This window comes from Bacillus sp. F2HM (assembly GCF_019266135.1).
Lineage (GTDB): Bacteria > Bacillota > Bacilli > Bacillales > Bacillaceae > Bacillus > Bacillus safensis.
Genome location: NZ_LRMO01000021.1, coordinates 50,285 through 66,406, shown reverse-complemented (window position 1 = coordinate 66,406; position 16,122 = coordinate 50,285). Strand labels below are relative to the sequence as shown.

At 41.9% G+C, this 16,122-nt stretch carries 16 protein-coding genes and 1 other annotated feature; all 16 genes read left to right on the top strand.

All coding sequences use genetic code 11. The features are described from left to right. The first annotated feature begins 179 nt into the window (after window positions 1–179). The 16 genes from AWT60_RS13940 (at window position 180) to sigH (ending at window position 16,048) form a co-directional block, all read left to right on the top strand. Entirely contained in the window at window positions 180–644 is a 465-nt protein-coding gene (locus AWT60_RS13940; RefSeq protein WP_003217184.1) for a CtsR family transcriptional regulator, read from the top strand. 14 nt (window positions 645–658) lie between these two features. Beyond that, complete coding sequence (mcsA, locus tag AWT60_RS13935; RefSeq protein ID WP_024425862.1) at window positions 659–1,216, top strand: protein-arginine kinase activator protein McsA; 558 nt, start codon at window positions 659–661, stop codon at window positions 1,214–1,216. 4 nt (window positions 1,217–1,220) lie between these two features. Then, window positions 1,221–2,312 carry a protein-arginine kinase McsB gene (gene mcsB / locus AWT60_RS13930; protein WP_024425579.1) on the top strand — a complete coding sequence of 364 codons (1,092 nt, stop codon included), beginning with the start codon at window positions 1,221–1,223 and terminating at the stop codon, window positions 2,310–2,312. After that, on the top strand, window positions 2,309–4,744 hold the full coding sequence (clpC, locus tag AWT60_RS13925; protein WP_007496263.1) for an ATP-dependent protease ATP-binding subunit ClpC: 2,436 nt from the start codon (window positions 2,309–2,311) through the stop codon (window positions 4,742–4,744). The genes mcsB and clpC overlap by 4 nt, the downstream gene beginning before the upstream one ends. Window positions 4,745–4,837: 93 nt before the next feature. Next, window positions 4,838–6,217, top strand: coding sequence for a DNA repair protein RadA (gene radA, locus AWT60_RS13920; protein WP_025092231.1), 1,380 nt, complete (start codon window positions 4,838–4,840; stop codon window positions 6,215–6,217). 2 nt (window positions 6,218–6,219) lie between these two features. Beyond that, the gene (disA, locus tag AWT60_RS13915) at window positions 6,220–7,299 is read left to right on the top strand and encodes a DNA integrity scanning diadenylate cyclase DisA (RefSeq protein ID WP_024425581.1); all 1,080 of its coding nucleotides are present in this window, start codon (window positions 6,220–6,222) and stop codon (window positions 7,297–7,299) included. A gap of 153 nt (window positions 7,300–7,452) precedes the next feature. Continuing rightward, window positions 7,453–8,553 (top strand): PIN/TRAM domain-containing protein, encoded by a 1,101-nt coding sequence (locus AWT60_RS13910; protein ID WP_024425582.1) that lies wholly within the window; start codon window positions 7,453–7,455, stop codon window positions 8,551–8,553. 13 nt (window positions 8,554–8,566) lie between these two features. After that, window positions 8,567–9,256, top strand: coding sequence for a 2-C-methyl-D-erythritol 4-phosphate cytidylyltransferase (gene ispD, locus AWT60_RS13905; RefSeq protein ID WP_024425583.1), 690 nt, complete (start codon window positions 8,567–8,569; stop codon window positions 9,254–9,256). A 3-nt stretch (window positions 9,257–9,259) separates the two neighbouring features. Further along, complete coding sequence (gene ispF / locus AWT60_RS13900) at window positions 9,260–9,736, top strand: 2-C-methyl-D-erythritol 2,4-cyclodiphosphate synthase (protein WP_003216928.1); 477 nt, start codon at window positions 9,260–9,262, stop codon at window positions 9,734–9,736. A gap of 94 nt (window positions 9,737–9,830) precedes the next feature. Further along, a complete protein-coding gene (gltX, locus tag AWT60_RS13895; RefSeq protein ID WP_218677380.1) occupies window positions 9,831–11,282 on the top strand; it encodes a glutamate--tRNA ligase in 1,452 nt (483 codons plus the stop codon). Then, window positions 11,282–11,512, top strand: a binding site (T-box leader). Its footprint overlaps the gene before it by 1 nt. A gap of 82 nt (window positions 11,513–11,594) precedes the next feature. Continuing rightward, window positions 11,595–12,248 (top strand): serine O-acetyltransferase, encoded by a 654-nt coding sequence (gene cysE / locus AWT60_RS13890; RefSeq protein WP_034283914.1) that lies wholly within the window; start codon window positions 11,595–11,597, stop codon window positions 12,246–12,248. Beyond that, window positions 12,245–13,645, top strand: a complete 1,401-nt coding sequence (cysS, locus tag AWT60_RS13885; protein ID WP_041105656.1) for a cysteine--tRNA ligase — start codon at window positions 12,245–12,247, stop codon at window positions 13,643–13,645. Before cysE ends, cysS begins: the two co-directional genes overlap by 4 nt. 3 nt (window positions 13,646–13,648) lie before the next feature. Then, window positions 13,649–14,080, top strand: coding sequence for a Mini-ribonuclease 3 (locus AWT60_RS13880; RefSeq protein ID WP_076839365.1), 432 nt, complete (start codon window positions 13,649–13,651; stop codon window positions 14,078–14,080). After that, window positions 14,064–14,813, top strand: a complete 750-nt coding sequence (gene rlmB / locus AWT60_RS13875; protein WP_024425588.1) for a 23S rRNA (guanosine(2251)-2'-O)-methyltransferase RlmB — start codon at window positions 14,064–14,066, stop codon at window positions 14,811–14,813. Before AWT60_RS13880 ends, rlmB begins: the two co-directional genes overlap by 17 nt. A 2-nt stretch (window positions 14,814–14,815) precedes the next feature. Next, on the top strand, window positions 14,816–15,328 hold the full coding sequence (gene rae1 / locus AWT60_RS13870; protein ID WP_024425589.1) for a ribosome-dependent mRNA decay endonuclease Rae1/YacP: 513 nt from the start codon (window positions 14,816–14,818) through the stop codon (window positions 15,326–15,328). A gap of 63 nt (window positions 15,329–15,391) precedes the next feature. Next, window positions 15,392–16,048, top strand: coding sequence for an RNA polymerase sporulation sigma factor SigH (gene sigH / locus AWT60_RS13865; RefSeq protein WP_008345424.1), 657 nt, complete (start codon window positions 15,392–15,394; stop codon window positions 16,046–16,048). Window positions 16,049–16,122 lie beyond the last annotated feature (74 nt).

Below are 16,122 nucleotides of genomic sequence, written 5' to 3'. Positions count from 1 at the left end.
GGTCTTTTTTGTGTTTTTGAGAGGTTTGATACCATATAAATGTGGAAATAATATTGTTAGTTGAGCGATTATGTGGAAATAATATTGTTAGTTGAGCGATTATCTTGAAAAATCGATCGAAAAAATTTATAGTAAGATTAAAGTCAAATATAGTCAAAGTCAATGGAGGAGGAGGCGGAGTGGCACAAAATATTTCTGATATCATCGAGCAGTATTTGAAGGAAGTCTTGGATCAGAACGGTCGAGAAATATTAGAAATTAAGCGCAATGAAATTGCAGATAAATTTCAATGCGTACCTTCACAAATTAACTATGTTATCAATACACGCTTTACGAGCGAGAGAGGCTATATCGTTGAAAGTAAGCGTGGCGGCGGTGGCTATATCCGTATCATTAAAGTCAAAATGAATGATGAAGTCGACTTATTGAACAACATTATTTCCCAAATATATCATCGTTTATCACAGGCTGCATCTGATCATATCATCATGCGTCTTGTTGAAAATAACATTTTATCTGAAAGAGAAGCTAAGATGATGATTAGTGTCATGGACCGTTCTGTATTGCATATTGATTTACCTGAACGTGATGAACTGCGTGCTCGGATGATGAAAGCGATGTTAAATGCTTTGAAATTAAAGTAAAGCGGGTGAAAAGATTGATTTGTCAAGAATGTAATGAGAGACCAGCCACTTTTCACTTTACGAAAGTTATAAATGGAGAAAAACAAGAAATGCACATATGTGAACAATGTGCAAAAGAAAACAGTGATTCATATGCTATGAGTGGAAACCAAGGTTTCTCGATTCACAACTTATTATCAGGCTTATTGAATATTGATCCTAGCTTCACCACAAGTGCTAACAAGGGCTCATCTATTTTTCAAGAAGCGAAAGAAGTGGATCAATGTCCTAAGTGTGGCTTAACCTTTCAGCAGTTCAGAAAAACAGGCCGATTTGGCTGTGCAGAATGCTATCGTACATTTGATCAGTATCTGAACCCTGTTTTACGGAAAGTCCATAGTGGAAATACAGTCCATAATGGGAAAGTCCCAAAACGAATTGCCGGCAGCCTGCATGTTCGCCGGAAACTAGAGTTAATGCAGCAAGAGCTGAAGCAGCTGATTGAACAGGAAGAGTTCGAAAAGGCAGCGGAAGTTCGAGATCAAATTCGTGCATTAGAGCATGAGCAATCTCAGCAGAGGGAGGGAGATTAACGACATGTCGCTCCAGCATTTTATTCAAGACGCTCTTAGTCAGTGGATGAAACAAAAAGGACCAGAAAGTGACATTGTTCTAAGCAGTCGTATCCGGCTAGCTCGCAATCTAGAGCATGTTCGTTTCCCAACTCAGTTTTCTCAAGCTGAAGCTGAAGCTGTTCTCCAGCAATTCGAGCAAAAGTTTGCTAGCCAGGAAGTGAAGGACATTGGAAACTTTGTTCTGATTCGAATGAATGAAACGCAGCCTTTAGCAAAGAGGGTACTTGTTGAAAAGCATTTGATTAGCCCCAATTTAGCTGAATCAAGATTTGGCGGCTGTTTGCTTTCTGAGAATGAAGAAATCAGTGTGATGCTGAATGAAGAAGACCATATTCGAATCCAATGCTTATTCCCAGGTTTTCAGCTAGCCAATGCACTAAAAGCGGCTAATCAGGTAGATGACTGGATTGAAGAGCAAGTGGATTATGCGTTTTCTGAAAAGCGAGGATACTTAACAAGCTGTCCGACCAATGTAGGTACAGGTATTAGGGCTTCGGTCATGATGCATTTACCAGCATTAGCGCTCACAAGACAAATGAATCGGATTATTCCGGCCATTAATCAATTAGGTCTTGTGGTCAGAGGAATTTATGGTGAGGGCAGCGAAGCAATAGGAAACATCTTTCAAATATCAAATCAAATGACACTTGGCCAATCAGAAGAAGACATTGTAGATGACTTGAATAGTGTGACCGCTCAGCTCATTGAACAAGAGCGATCTGCACGAAAAGCGTTATATCAAACATCTAAAATTGAACTTGAGGACAGAGTGTACCGTTCCTTAGGGATTTTGGCCAATTGTCGTATGATTGAATCAAAGGAAACAGCAAAGTGTTTGTCAGATGTGCGGCTTGGAATTGATTTAGGTATCATTAAGGGGCTTTCAAGTAATATACTGAATGAACTCATGATTTTGACTCAGCCCGGCTTCCTTCAACAATATTCAGGAGGAGCCTTAGAGCCAAATGAACGAGATATAAAACGAGCAGCGATTATTAGAGAAAGGCTGCGCTTAGAAATGCATAGGAATGGACAGGAGGATGAAACGATATGATGTTTGGAAGATTCACTGAAAGAGCTCAAAAGGTATTAGCACTTGCACAAGAAGAAGCCATTCGCCTAGGCCATAAAAACATAGGTACTGAGCACATTTTACTTGGCCTTGTACGTGAAGGTGAGGGCATCGCTGCCAAAGCGTTAGAAGCACTGGGCCTTGTTTCAGATAAAATCCAAAAAGAAGTCGAAAGCTTGATTGGAAGAGGGCAAGAGGTGTCTCAAGCTATTCCTCATTATACGCCTAGAGCGAAGAAGGTCACTGAGCTTTCAATGGATGAAGCAAGAAAGCTAGGTCATTCCTATGTAGGGACAGAACATATTCTATTAGGTCTTATTCGTGAGGGAGAGGGTGTCGCTGCCCGTGTCTTAAATAACCTCGGAGTGAGCTTAAATAAAGCACGTCAGCAAGTCCTGCAGCTGCTTGGAAGCAATGAAACAGGTGCATCTGCGGCAGGCTCTAATAGCAATGCAAATACTCCAACACTAGATAGCTTGGCAAGAGATTTGACAGCTATTGCAAAAGAGGACAGCTTGGACCCTGTCATTGGCCGAAGCAAAGAAATTCAACGTGTCATTGAGGTCCTAAGTAGAAGAACAAAAAATAACCCTGTGCTGATTGGTGAGCCTGGTGTTGGTAAAACAGCCATCGCAGAAGGTCTTGCACAGCAAATTATTCATAACGAAGTGCCTGAAATCCTGCGCGATAAACGAGTGATGACACTGGATATGGGAACTGTTGTAGCTGGGACGAAATATCGTGGTGAATTCGAGGATCGTTTGAAAAAAGTGATGGACGAAATTCGTCAGGCAGGAAATATCATTCTCTTTATCGATGAGCTTCATACACTCATTGGTGCTGGTGGAGCAGAGGGCGCGATTGATGCGTCTAATATCTTGAAGCCATCCTTAGCACGTGGTGAGCTTCAATGTATTGGGGCGACAACGTTAGATGAGTACCGTAAATACATTGAAAAGGACGCTGCGCTTGAACGACGTTTCCAGCCAATTCAAGTAGATCAGCCGTCTGTTGATGAAAGTATTCAAATCTTAAGAGGGCTCAGAGACCGGTATGAAGCACATCACCGTGTGTCTATTACAGATGAAGCGATTGAGGCGGCGGTGAAGCTGTCTGACCGTTATATTTCTGACCGATTCCTTCCAGATAAGGCGATTGATTTAATTGATGAGGCAGGTTCGAAAGTCCGTTTACGTTCGTTCACGACACCGCCTAATCTAAAAGAATTAGAGCAAAAGCTGGATGAAGTACGCAAGGAAAAGGATGCGGCAGTTCAAAGTCAAGAATTTGAAAAAGCAGCTTCTCTTCGCGATACAGAACAGCGTTTGCGTGAAAAAGTAGAAGTTACAAAGAAATCATGGAAAGAAAAGCAGGGACAAGAGAACTCAGAGGTATCTGTAGATGATATCGCAATGGTCGTTTCCAGCTGGACGGGAGTGCCTGTTTCGAAAATTGCTCAAACGGAGACAGATAAGCTTCTGAATATGGAACAATTGCTCCACTCTCGCGTGATCGGACAGGATGAAGCGGTTGTCGCTGTAGCAAAAGCAGTGAGACGTGCGCGTGCTGGCCTGAAAGATCCGAAGCGTCCAATCGGCTCCTTTATCTTCTTGGGTCCAACAGGGGTTGGTAAAACGGAGCTTGCAAGAGCACTCGCTGAGTCTATTTTCGGTGATGAAGAAGCAATGATCCGTATTGATATGTCTGAATACATGGAGAAACACTCTACATCCAGACTTGTTGGGTCACCTCCAGGCTATGTGGGCTATGATGAAGGTGGACAGCTGACTGAAAAAGTGAGAAGAAAACCTTATTCTGTCGTTCTTTTAGACGAGATTGAAAAGGCGCATCCAGATGTATTTAATATCTTACTGCAAGTGTTAGAAGATGGTCGTCTGACTGATTCTAAAGGGCGTACCGTTGACTTTAGAAATACGATTTTGATCATGACATCAAACGTTGGAGCTAGTGAGCTGAAGCGCAATAAATATGTTGGCTTTAACGTGCAGGATGAAAGTCAAAATTACAAGGATATGAAAGGCAAAGTGATGGGCGAGTTGAAACGTGCGTTTAGACCTGAGTTTATCAACCGTATTGATGAAATCATTGTCTTCCACTCGCTTGAGAAGAAACATCTAAAAGAGATCGTGTCTCTCATGTCTGATCAATTGACAAAACGATTAAAAGAACAAGACCTATCAATTGAATTGACGGAAGCAGCAAAAGCGAAGATTGCCGACGAAGGAGTAGATCTTGAGTACGGTGCGCGTCCGTTAAGAAGAGCGATTCAAAAGCATGTAGAAGATCGACTTTCTGAAGAGCTTCTGAAGGGGAATATTGAAAAAGGTCAACATATCGTATTAGATGTGGAAGATGGAGAGATTGTCGTAAAAGCGACGGCTGCTACGAACTAATATAGTAAGAAAAAAGTGTGAGGCATACCAGTAAGGTGTATGCCTCCCTTTACTTATTTTCTGACCAGTATAAGGAGTTGTATTCTTCAATCTATGGCTAAGACAAAATCAAAATTTATATGCCAATCGTGCGGTTATGAGTCAGCCAAATGGATGGGGAAATGTCCAGGCTGCGGCACGTGGAACAGTATGACAGAAGAGGTCGTTCGCAAAGAGCCGGCAAACCGTCGAAGTGCTTTTAATCATTCTGTTCAAACCATTCAAAAACCTTCACCTATATCTGCAATTGAAACATCCGAAGAACCCCGAATTAAAACAAATTTAGAAGAATTTAACCGAGTATTAGGAAGTGGAATTGTCAAAGGTTCTCTTGTTCTCATCGGCGGAGATCCTGGGATTGGGAAGTCTACATTGTTATTACAAGTATCAGCACAGCTCTCAGACAAAAATCAGAATGTGTTATACATATCTGGTGAGGAGTCCATTAAACAAACGAAGCTAAGAGCGGACCGTCTTGGCATTGAAAGCGCCTCTTTACATGTTTTGGCTGAAACCGATATGGAGTATATAACGTCTGCTATACAGGAGATGAAACCTGCTTTTGTTGTGGTGGATTCGATTCAAACCGTTTACCAAAGCGATATCACGTCAGCTCCCGGCTCTGTATCTCAAGTTAGAGAATGTACAGCGCAGCTGATGAAGATTGCCAAGACAAACGGTATTCCTATTTTTATCGTTGGTCACGTGACCAAAGAAGGCTCGATCGCAGGTCCACGCCTTTTAGAGCATATGGTGGACACAGTTCTTTATTTTGAAGGCGAGCGTCATCATACGTTTCGTATCTTACGGGCGGTCAAAAACCGATTTGGTTCAACGAATGAATTGGGAATTTTTGAAATGAGAGAGGAAGGGCTCACGGAAGTATTAAACCCATCAGAAATCTTTTTAGAAGAGCGGTCGGCAGGTGTATCTGGTTCGTGTGTTGTTGCCTCAATGGAAGGAACAAGACCCGTACTTGTCGAGATACAGGCATTAATTTCCCCGACAAGCTTTGGGAATCCGCGAAGAATGGCCACTGGCCTTGATCATAATCGAGTATCGCTGCTCATGGCAGTTTTAGAAAAACGCGTGGGGCTGCTGCTGCAAAACCAAGATGCCTATTTAAAGGTCGCAGGCGGTGTGAAGCTTGACGAACCGGCGATTGACTTGGCTATTGCCGTCAGTATTGCATCAAGCTTTAAAGATGCAGCGCCGCATCAAGCGGATTGCTTTATAGGAGAGGTCGGTCTGACGGGAGAAGTCAGAAGAGTATCAAGAATTGAACAGCGAGTGCAGGAAGCTGCAAAACTAGGATTTAAGCGAATGTTTATTCCTCAGGCGAATATAGACGGATGGAAAAAGCCGAGAGGGATTGAGTTAGTTGGTGTAGAAAATGTAGCGGAGGCACTTCGAATTTCACTAGGGGGATCATAGAAATGGAAAAAGAGAAAAAAGGAGCGAGAGAACTCGATCTCTTAGATATTGTACAGTTTGTGGCACCAGGAACACCTCTGCGGGCAGGGATTGAAAACGTCCTGAGAGCCAATACTGGCGGGCTCATTGTTGTTGGTTATAATGACAAAGTAAAGAGTGTGGTAGATGGAGGATTTCACATTAATTCTGCCTTCTCCCCAGCACATTTATATGAATTGGCGAAGATGGATGGGGCCATTATTCTTAGCGATTCTGGTCAAAAAATCTTGTATGCGAATACACAGCTGATGCCAGATGCAACCATTCATTCATCGGAAACAGGCATGAGGCACCGGACGGCTGAACGTGTAGCAAAGCAGACAGGCTGCTTAATCATTGCTATTTCTGAACGGAGGAACGTCATTACCTTATACCAAGGGAATCGTCGTTATACGCTGAAAGATATTGGCTTTATTTTAACAAAGGCCAATCAAGCCATTCAAACACTTGAGAAATATAAAACGATTTTAGATCACGCCATTTCTGCGTTAAGTGCTCTAGAATTTGAAGAGCTTGTGACCTTTGGTGATGTATTATCCGTGCTGCACCGCTACGAAATGGTACTCAGAATCAAAAATGAAATCAATATGTATATCAAAGAGCTCGGAACAGAGGGACACTTGATCCGTCTGCAAGTCAATGAATTGATTACAGATATGGAGCAGGAAGCAGCTTTATTTATTAAAGATTACGTGAAAGAAAAGATTAAAGATCCGTATGTGCTGCTTAAACAACTTCAAGATATGTCGAGCTTTGAGCTTTTAGATGATTCCATTCTGTACAAGTTACTTGGATATCCAGCTTCTACAAATATTGACGAATATGTGTACACAAGAGGATACAGATTGCTCCATAAAATCCCTAGACTGCCAATGCCAATCGTCGAAAATGTGGTTGAAGCATTCGGTGTGCTAGATCGAATTATGGAAGCAGATGTACAAGAATTGGATGAAGTAGAAGGAATTGGAGAAGTAAGAGCGAAAAAGATAAAAAAAGGATTAAAAAGGTTACAAGAAAAACATTACATTGACCGTCAGCTTTAAGAAGAGAAATTTTTCTCTATTACGGTTAAAAATGGATGAATATGGGTATATTAATGATGGTTTTGTTTTCTGTTGCTCATGATAGGAAACTTAAACATATATTAATGTCAGATGAAGGTGGATTGACAGATGAAAAATAAAGGAGGTGAAGGTATGTTAAAAAGAATCGTTCAGGCGTTTTTTATCATTTTGGGTGCAGTTGTGGGGATTTTTATCATTCCAGAGTTATTTCTGCTTTTAAATGTAAAGGACATACCTTTCATAACAAATGCTTACTCTTCAGCACTAATAGGAGCCGTTGTGTTCTTCATCATTGGTAAATGGTGCACAGGTTATGTGGTAAATTGGGTGAAATGGATCGAGGATTCTCTATTGAAGGCGCCTCTTCCTGATCTTATATCTGGAAGTTTCGGATTAGTATTTGGACTTATTCTAGCATATCTTATTGTAAACGTGATCCCGCTAAACAATATCCCATATCATATTTTTGGTACCATTATTCCGATTTTCCTGGCTTTCTTTTTAGGATACCTTGGATTTCAGGTAGGCTTTAAGAAGAAGGATGAAATGATAGGGCTGTTCTCCCGATCTGCAAAGGTCACAAAGAAAAAGGGAGCAGCTGATGATGAACCTGAAATAGAAGATAAAAAGCTGAAAATTTTAGACACAAGTGTTATCATTGATGGAAGAATCGCAGATATTTGCCAAACTGGATTTTTAGAAGGTGTCATGGTCATTCCTCAATTTGTACTCGAGGAATTACAGCATATTGCAGACTCTTCAGATGTATTAAAGAGAAATAGAGGCCGAAGAGGTCTAGATATTTTAAATCGTATTCAAAAAGAATTGGATATCAAAGTTGAAATTTACGAAGGTGACTTCGAAGACATTCAAGAGGTTGATAGCAAGCTTGTGAAGCTGGCGAAATTAACTTCAGGTGTTGTTGTGACCAATGATTTTAATTTAAATAAAGTATGCGAACTTCAAAAAGTAGCAGTGTTAAACATCAATGATCTAGCCAATGCCGTTAAACCGGTTGTACTGCCTGGGGAAGAAATGAAGGTACAGGTCATCAAAGATGGAAAAGAGCATAACCAAGGTGTTGCTTACTTAGATGACGGTACGATGATTGTGGTCGAAGAAGGACGCAATTACATTGGAAAAGACATTGACGTGCTCGTCACAAGTGTGCTGCAGACTGCTGCTGGAAGAATGATTTTTGCGAAGCCAAAACTTCTGGAGAAGGCGCTCTAAAGGGAGAACGAACATGTATTATGAAGTAGTTATTCCGGCTGCGGGGCAGGGGAAACGAATGAAGGCCGGCCGTAATAAGCTTTTTATTGAGCTGAAAAGAATGCCGGTCATCATTCATACACTAAAGGTGTTTGACGCTCATGCGCAATGCAAACGCATGATCCTAGCGATCAATGAAGAGGAGCGTCAAGACTTTGAAAGGCTACTCAAGGTACACGCTTTTCAAACGCCTGTTTCACTTGTCACTGGCGGTGAAGAACGTCAGCAAAGTGTATACGAAGGATTAAAGGCTGTGAAAGATGCGGACATCGTGCTTGTTCATGATGGAGCAAGGCCTTTTATTAAGCATACACAGATTGACTTGCTCGTTAAAGCAGCGATTGAAAAAGGCTCCGCGGTTGTAGCGGTACCAGTGAAAGACACAATCAAACGCGTTCAAGAAGGCAAAGTGGAACAAACCATTGAACGTCAGAGCTTGTGGGCAGTCCAGACCCCACAAGCTTTTCGTCATTCTATTTTAAAAGAGGCGCATGAATATGCGGAGCGGACAGGCTTCCTTGGAACAGACGACGCCAGTCTTGTTGAACAATTACAAGGTGAGAATGTGTATATTGTCCAAGGAGACTATACCAATATTAAGCTGACAACACCGGATGATTTATTGGTTGCCAAGGCAATTATGGATGCGGAAAGAGGGTACTAGATCATGTTGAGAATAGGACAAGGCTTTGATGTACATCAATTAACAGAGGGAAGACCTCTGATTATCGGCGGGGTCACCATTCCTTATGAAAAGGGACTGCTAGGGCATTCAGACGCTGACGTACTGCTTCACACAGTGGCAGATGCATGCCTGGGTGCGATTGCTGAAGGAGATATCGGCAGACATTTCCCAGACACAGATCCTGAGTTTAAGGATGCAGATTCTTTTAAATTATTGCAGCATGTGTGGGCACTTGTGAAAGAAAAGGGCTACACACTTGTGAATATTGACTGCACAATCATGGCGCAAAAGCCAAAAATGGCACCTTATATTCAACCAATGTGTGAGAAAATTGCAGAAGCGCTTGAGGCAGATGTCACACAGGTGAATGTCAAAGCAACAACGACAGAGAAACTCGGATTTACAGGAAGAGGAGAAGGAATTGCCTCTCAGGCAACAGTGCTTCTTCAGAAAAAGTAAAATCCATTTTGATGAGAATAGGTTTTGATGATAAAATACGTTTATAAAAAATTGGTGTCAGACAACATGATGCAGATGAAAGGAAGTTAAACTCATGGGAAATGAAGTGCGTGTTCGTTATGCACCGAGTCCAACTGGTCATTTACATATTGGGAATGCTAGAACGGCTCTTTTCAACTATTTGTTCGCACGCAGCCAAGGCGGCAAATTTATTATTCGAATCGAGGATACGGACCAAAAGCGTAATGTAGAAGGCGGGGAGGAAAGCCAGCTTCGCCACCTGAAATGGCTCGGTATTGATTGGGATGAGAGCATTGATAAAGATGGCGGTTACGGTCCTTACAGACAATCAGAGCGTAATGATATTTACAAGAAATATTATGACGAACTGTTAGAGAAGGACTTGGCGTATAAGTGCTATTGTACGGCTGAAGAGCTAGAGGCAGAGCGTGAAGCACAAATCGCCCGCAGCGAAATGCCTCGATATTCTGGTAAATGCAGTCATTTATCAAAAGAAGAAGAGGACAAACTGATTGCTGAAGGAAGAGAGCCAAGTATCCGCTTCCGAGTGCCAAAAGGAGAAATCATCAAATTTGACGACATGGTCAAAGGCGATATTTCATTTGAAACAGACGGCATCGGTGACTTTGTTATTGTGAAGAAAGATGGCACGCCAACTTATAACTTTGCCGTAGCAGTGGATGATCATTTGATGAAAATGACTCACGTTCTTCGCGGAGAAGATCATATTTCAAATACCCCTAAACAAATCATGATTTTTAATGCATTTGGCTGGGATGTTCCGCTATTCGGACATATGACGCTGATTGTGAACGAAAACCGCAAGAAATTAAGTAAACGTGATGAATCAATTATTCAATTCATCGAGCAATATAAGAATTTAGGCTATTTACCTGAAGCCCTGTTTAACTTCATTGCATTACTTGGATGGTCTCCAGTAGGCGAAGAAGAACTGTTTACAAAAGAGCAATTCATCGACATTTTCGATGTAAACCGACTTTCTAAGTCACCAGCTCTATTCGATATGCATAAACTAAAATGGGTGAACAACCAATACGTGAAAGCACTTGATCTTGATCAGGTTGTGGCACTAACACTTCCACATCTTCAAAAAGCAGGCAAGGTAAGTGAGCAGCTGACTGAAGAAGAAAACACGTGGGTACGCAAACTTATTTCTCTGTATCACGAACAATTAAGCTACGGGGCAGAAATTGTTGAGTTAACAGAGTTGTTCTTTAAGGAGCAAATTGAGTATAATCAAGAGGCAAAGGAAGTTCTAGCAGAGGAGCAAGTACCAGAAGTGATGGAATCTTTTGCAGGTCAGCTTGAACAGCTTGAGTCTTTCACACCTGATGAAATCAAGGCTGCCATTAAAGCGGTACAAAAAGAAACAGGGCATAAAGGCAAGAAACTATTCATGCCGATTCGTGTGGCTGTCACAGGACAAACGCATGGCCCAGAACTTCCGCAAAGTATTGAATTACTAGGTAAAGAAACGGTATTAAACCGCATTAAACAAATATAAGGAAATCGTTGCGAGGGAGAAGTACAATGTACTCGTCCATCACAGAAAGAGTCTCCACCGGCTGAAAGAGACTTATGGGCAGACGTTGGAAATGCACCCTCAAGACCCTTGAGGAACACGTACGTTAGTATGCAAGGGCGGTACCCTCCGTTATGGGATTAAGTTGAGAAGGCTGAAAGATAAGTAGCTTTCTAAACAGAGTGGAACCGCGTTTTCAAAACGTCTCTGTCATTTGGCAGAGGCGTTTTTTATTTGTCCAAAAAAAGAGAGCAAGTCCTAAGAGAGATTCATGGGGAAGAACGGGGGGAGCATGTGTTTTTCAAAATGCTGAAAGAAGATATTGATACTGTGTTTGATCAAGATCCTGCTGCTAGAAGCTATATTGAAGTAGTGCTAACCTATTCAGGGCTTCATGCGATTTGGGCTCACCGTATTGCGCACGCATTTTATAAGCGGAAGCTGTATTTTATTGCGCGGATCATTTCTCAGGTCAGCCGTTTTTTCACAGGGGTGGAAATTCATCCGGCGGCAACCATTGGCAGGCGGTTCTTCATTGATCACGGCATGGGCGTCGTGATCGGGGAAACATGTGAAATTGGAGACAACGTCACTGTTTTCCAAGGCGTGACATTAGGGGGAACAGGGAAAGAAAAGGGAAAGCGGCATCCGACCATTTTAGACGATGCCCTCATTGCGACAGGTGCCAAGGTGCTTGGTTCCATTACAGTTGGAAAAGGAGCCAAGATTGGAGCGGGGTCGGTCGTGTTAAAGGACGTACCCGACCATTCCACCGTTGTCGGTATACCTGGGCGAGTCGTCGTTCAAAATGGAAAGAAAATCAATCGTGATCTCAATCATCAAGATTTGCCAGATCCAATTTCCGATCGTTTCAAAGAATTGGAACGAGAAATGGAAAAGCTAAAAGGTGAGCTGGCTTCATTGAGCAGAAAGGAAGAACAATCATGACAATCAATATTTATAATACATTGACACGTAAGAAGGAAGAATTTGTCCCGCTTGAGCCAGGAAAGGTCAAGATGTATGTGTGCGGACCAACCGTTTATAACTACATTCATATCGGGAATGCTAGACCTGCTATTGTTTATGACACTGTACGTAAGTATTTAGAATACAGCGGTTACGATGTGAACTTTGTATCAAACTTTACAGATGTGGATGATAAACTCATCAAAGCAGCCAACGAACTCGGAGAAGATGTGCCGACAATTGCTGACCGGTTTATCCAAGCCTACTTCGAAGACGTCAGTGCGCTCGGCTGCAAAAAAGCAGACCTTCACCCGCGAGTGACGGAAAATATGGATGATATCATTGCGTTTATTGCGACATTGATTGAAAAAGGCTACGCCTATGAAGCAGATGGTGACGTGTATTACAGCACACGCTCATTTGAAGGTTATGGAAAGCTTTCTCACCAATCAATTGATGAGCTGAAGACAGGTGCTCGTATTCGTGTAGGTGAAAAGAAACGAGATGCGCTGGACTTTGCTCTTTGGAAGGCTGCAAAGGATCAGGAAATCTCTTGGGATAGCCCGTGGGGCAAAGGACGCCCAGGCTGGCACATCGAATGCTCGGCAATGGTCAAAAAATATTTAGGTGATACGATCGACATTCATGCTGGCGGACAGGATTTAACATTCCCTCACCATGAGAATGAAATTGCCCAATCTGAGGCTTTGACAGGGAAGCCTTTTGCGAAGTATTGGATGCATAACGGGTATATTAATATCGATAATGAAAAAATGTCAAAATCACTTGGCAACTTTGTGCTGGTGCATGACATTGTGAAAGAACAAGATCCTGATGTGCTCCGCTTCTTTATGTTGTCGGTTCACTATCGTCACCCAATTAACTACTCAATGGATTTATTAGAAAGTACAAAGAGTGCGTTTAACCGACTCAAGACATCGTATGCGAATTTACATCATCGTCTAGAGAGCAGCACAAATATCACGGAAGACAATGCTGAATGGCTGGCAAAAATTGAAGAGCAGCGTGCGACATTTATTTCTGAAATGAACGATGACTTCAATACGGCAAATGCGATCTCTGTTTTATTCGAATTAGCGAAACAGGCGAATTATTATATGGAAAATGATCATACTTCGGAGGAAGTGATCAAGGCATTTATCGGCTTGTTCCAAGAAATTACGTCTGTTCTCGGCTTCTCATTAGAAGAAAAGCACACGCTTGACGAAGAGGTAGAAGCGTTAATTGAAAAACGCAATGAAGCTAGAAGAAATCGTGACTTTGCCCTATCTGATCAAATTCGTGATCAATTAAAGAACATGAATATTGTGTTGGAGGACACTCCTCAAGGTACTCGCTGGAAAAGAGGAGAATAGGCAATGTTGAATTTTGAAAAGCTGAAAGACGGTAAACAGCTGAACGGACTTGCGCTGGCTTATATAGGTGATGCCATTTTTGAAGTATATGTGAGGCATCACCTCCTCCAAACGGGGGCGACAAAACCAAATGAGCTGCACAAACGAGCAAGCAAAATTGTTTCAGCTAAATCACAGGCTGCTATTTTATTTACGCTTCAGCAGCAAGGCTTTTTCACTGAAGCAGAAGAAGCGGTGCTGAAAAGAGGAAGAAACGCAAAATCAGGCACAGTGCCTAAAAACACAGACGTTCAAACGTATCGTTATAGTACAGCGTTTGAAGCGCTTATGGGTTATTTATTTATCGAAAAGCAGGACGAACGCTTAGAAGAGCTGATTGGTCAGGCGATTGAAATCGGAACGTCAGGGAGGAAGACAAATGAGTCAGCAACATGATTATGTCATTGGGAAAAATGCAGTGATTGAGACACTGAAGTCAGATCGGGAGTTATACAAGCTCTGGATGGCAGAAAACACTGTAAAAGGACAAGCCCAGCAGGTCATTGAACTCGCTAAAAAGCAAAATATCACCATTCAGTATGTTCCGAGGAAAAAGCTTGATCAAATGGTTACAGGTCAGCACCAGGGAATCGTTGCACAAGTAGCAGCATATGAATATGCAGAATTAGATGATCTGTATCAAATCGCTGAAAAGCGGAATGAACAGCCTTTCTTTCTGATTTTAGATGAAATTGAAGACCCGCATAATTTAGGATCTATTATGCGTACGGCAGATGCTGTAGGTGCACACGGGATTGTCATTCCGAAAAGGAGAGCGGTCGGTCTAACAACAACAGTTGCTAAGGCATCCACTGGAGCAATTGAGCATATTCCTGTTGCAAAAGTGACCAATCTTTCAAGAGCCCTTGATGAAATGAAAGAAAGAGGAATCTGGGTTGCGGGAACAGATGCGTCTGCTAAACAGGATTACAGACAATTTGATGGTACAATGCCGCTGGCTCTTGTGATTGGCAGTGAAGGAAAAGGAATTGGCCGATTGATTAAGGAAAAGTGTGATTTTCTGATTAAACTGCCTATGGCCGGGAAGGTTACTTCGTTAAACGCATCAGTTGCGGCTGGTCTATTGATGTATGAAGTGTATCGAAAACGTTATCCGTTAGGAGAATAGAGATGGATATCCTCTTAGTCGATGGATACAACATGATAGGTGCATGGCCTCAGCTGCAGCACTTAAAGGAAAACAGCTTTGAAGAAGCCAGAGACGTGCTGATTCAACATTTAGCAGAATATCAAGCATACACAGGGTATCGAGTCATTGTCGTATTCGATGCCCATATGGTCAAAGGAATTGAAAAGAAGCGGACTAACCACCGAGTAGAGGTCATCTTTACAAGAGAGAATGAAACGGCGGATGAGCGGATTGAAAAGCTGGCGCAGGATTTGAATAATATCCGGACGCAAATTCATGTGGCAACCTCAGATTTTACGGAACAATGGGCTATTTTTGGACAAGGAGCTCTTCGGAAGTCGGCTCGTGAGCTTTTAAGAGAGATTGAAGTGATAGAACGAAAGATTGAAACGAGGGTCAAAAAGATTACTTCTGATAAACCAGCATCTAAGATTGAATTGTCAGAAGATGTATTGAAAACGTTTGAAAAATGGCGGCGCGGGAATCTGGAATAGCTTGACGATATTTCAACCATTAATGTATAATATTTCTATCTAGGTGCGGTCGGGGGGATCGAAGTGAATCTAAACAACAGCAAGGGTAAGTCCATCAGAGAGCAATTTTGCCAGTTGGAAGATGAACAAGTCATTGAAAGGGTTCATGTCGGAGATAGTGATGCGCTAGATTATTTAATAACGAAATACCGCAATTTTGTACGTGCGAAAGCAAGATCTTATTTCTTGATAGGAGCGGATCGAGAGGACATTGTCCAAGAGGGAATGATCGGACTTTATAAGTCTATCCGCGATTTCAGAGAGGACAAGCTTACTTCATTTAAGGCTTTTGCAGAATTATGTATTACCCGCCAAATTATCACCGCAATTAAAACAGCTACTCGCCAAAAACATATCCCGTTAAATTCCTATGTATCATTAGACAAGCCGATCTACGATGAAGAATCGGACAGAACATTATTGGATGTCATTTCCGGCGCTAAAGCGCTTAACCCAGAAGACTTAATCATTAGCAAAGAAGAATTTGATGATATCGAAATGAAGATGGGTGAACTGCTAAGCGAGCTGGAAAGAAAGGTACTTGTGCTTTATCTTGATGGCAGATCCTATCAAGAGATTTCTGAAGATTTAAATCGTCATGTGAAATCAATTGATAACGCACTCCAAAGAGTAAAGAGAAAATTAGAGAAATATTTAGAGCTTCGCGAGATTAGTCTCTAATCAAACCTATATTGACAGCTTTTTCGACACTGTGATAAGGTACTAATGAAATGATGTCGAGAAAATAGGTGTAA

What these genes read in the sequence shown, in the direction of transcription:
- AWT60_RS13910 (WP_024425582.1), top strand. Translation starts at nt 7,453, where the DNA reads ATGTTAAAAAGAATCGTTCAGGCGTTTTTTATCATTTTGGGTGCAGTT.
- ispF (WP_003216928.1), top strand. Translation starts at nt 9,260, where the DNA reads ATGTTGAGAATAGGACAAGGCTTTGATGTACATCAATTAACAGAGGGA.
- AWT60_RS13880 (WP_076839365.1), top strand. Translation starts at nt 13,649, where the DNA reads ATGTTGAATTTTGAAAAGCTGAAAGACGGTAAACAGCTGAACGGACTT.
- rae1 (WP_024425589.1), top strand. Translation starts at nt 14,816, where the DNA reads ATGGATATCCTCTTAGTCGATGGATACAACATGATAGGTGCATGGCCT.
- ispD (WP_024425583.1), top strand. Translation starts at nt 8,567, where the DNA reads ATGTATTATGAAGTAGTTATTCCGGCTGCGGGGCAGGGGAAACGAATG.
- disA (WP_024425581.1), top strand. Translation starts at nt 6,220, where the DNA reads ATGGAAAAAGAGAAAAAAGGAGCGAGAGAACTCGATCTCTTAGATATT.
- radA (WP_025092231.1), top strand. Translation starts at nt 4,838, where the DNA reads ATGGCTAAGACAAAATCAAAATTTATATGCCAATCGTGCGGTTATGAG.
- clpC (WP_007496263.1), top strand. Translation starts at nt 2,309, where the DNA reads ATGATGTTTGGAAGATTCACTGAAAGAGCTCAAAAGGTATTAGCACTT.
- gltX (WP_218677380.1), top strand. Translation starts at nt 9,831, where the DNA reads ATGGGAAATGAAGTGCGTGTTCGTTATGCACCGAGTCCAACTGGTCAT.
- mcsB (WP_024425579.1), top strand. Translation starts at nt 1,221, where the DNA reads ATGTCGCTCCAGCATTTTATTCAAGACGCTCTTAGTCAGTGGATGAAA.
- rlmB (WP_024425588.1), top strand. Translation starts at nt 14,064, where the DNA reads ATGAGTCAGCAACATGATTATGTCATTGGGAAAAATGCAGTGATTGAG.
- cysS (WP_041105656.1), top strand. Translation starts at nt 12,245, where the DNA reads ATGACAATCAATATTTATAATACATTGACACGTAAGAAGGAAGAATTT.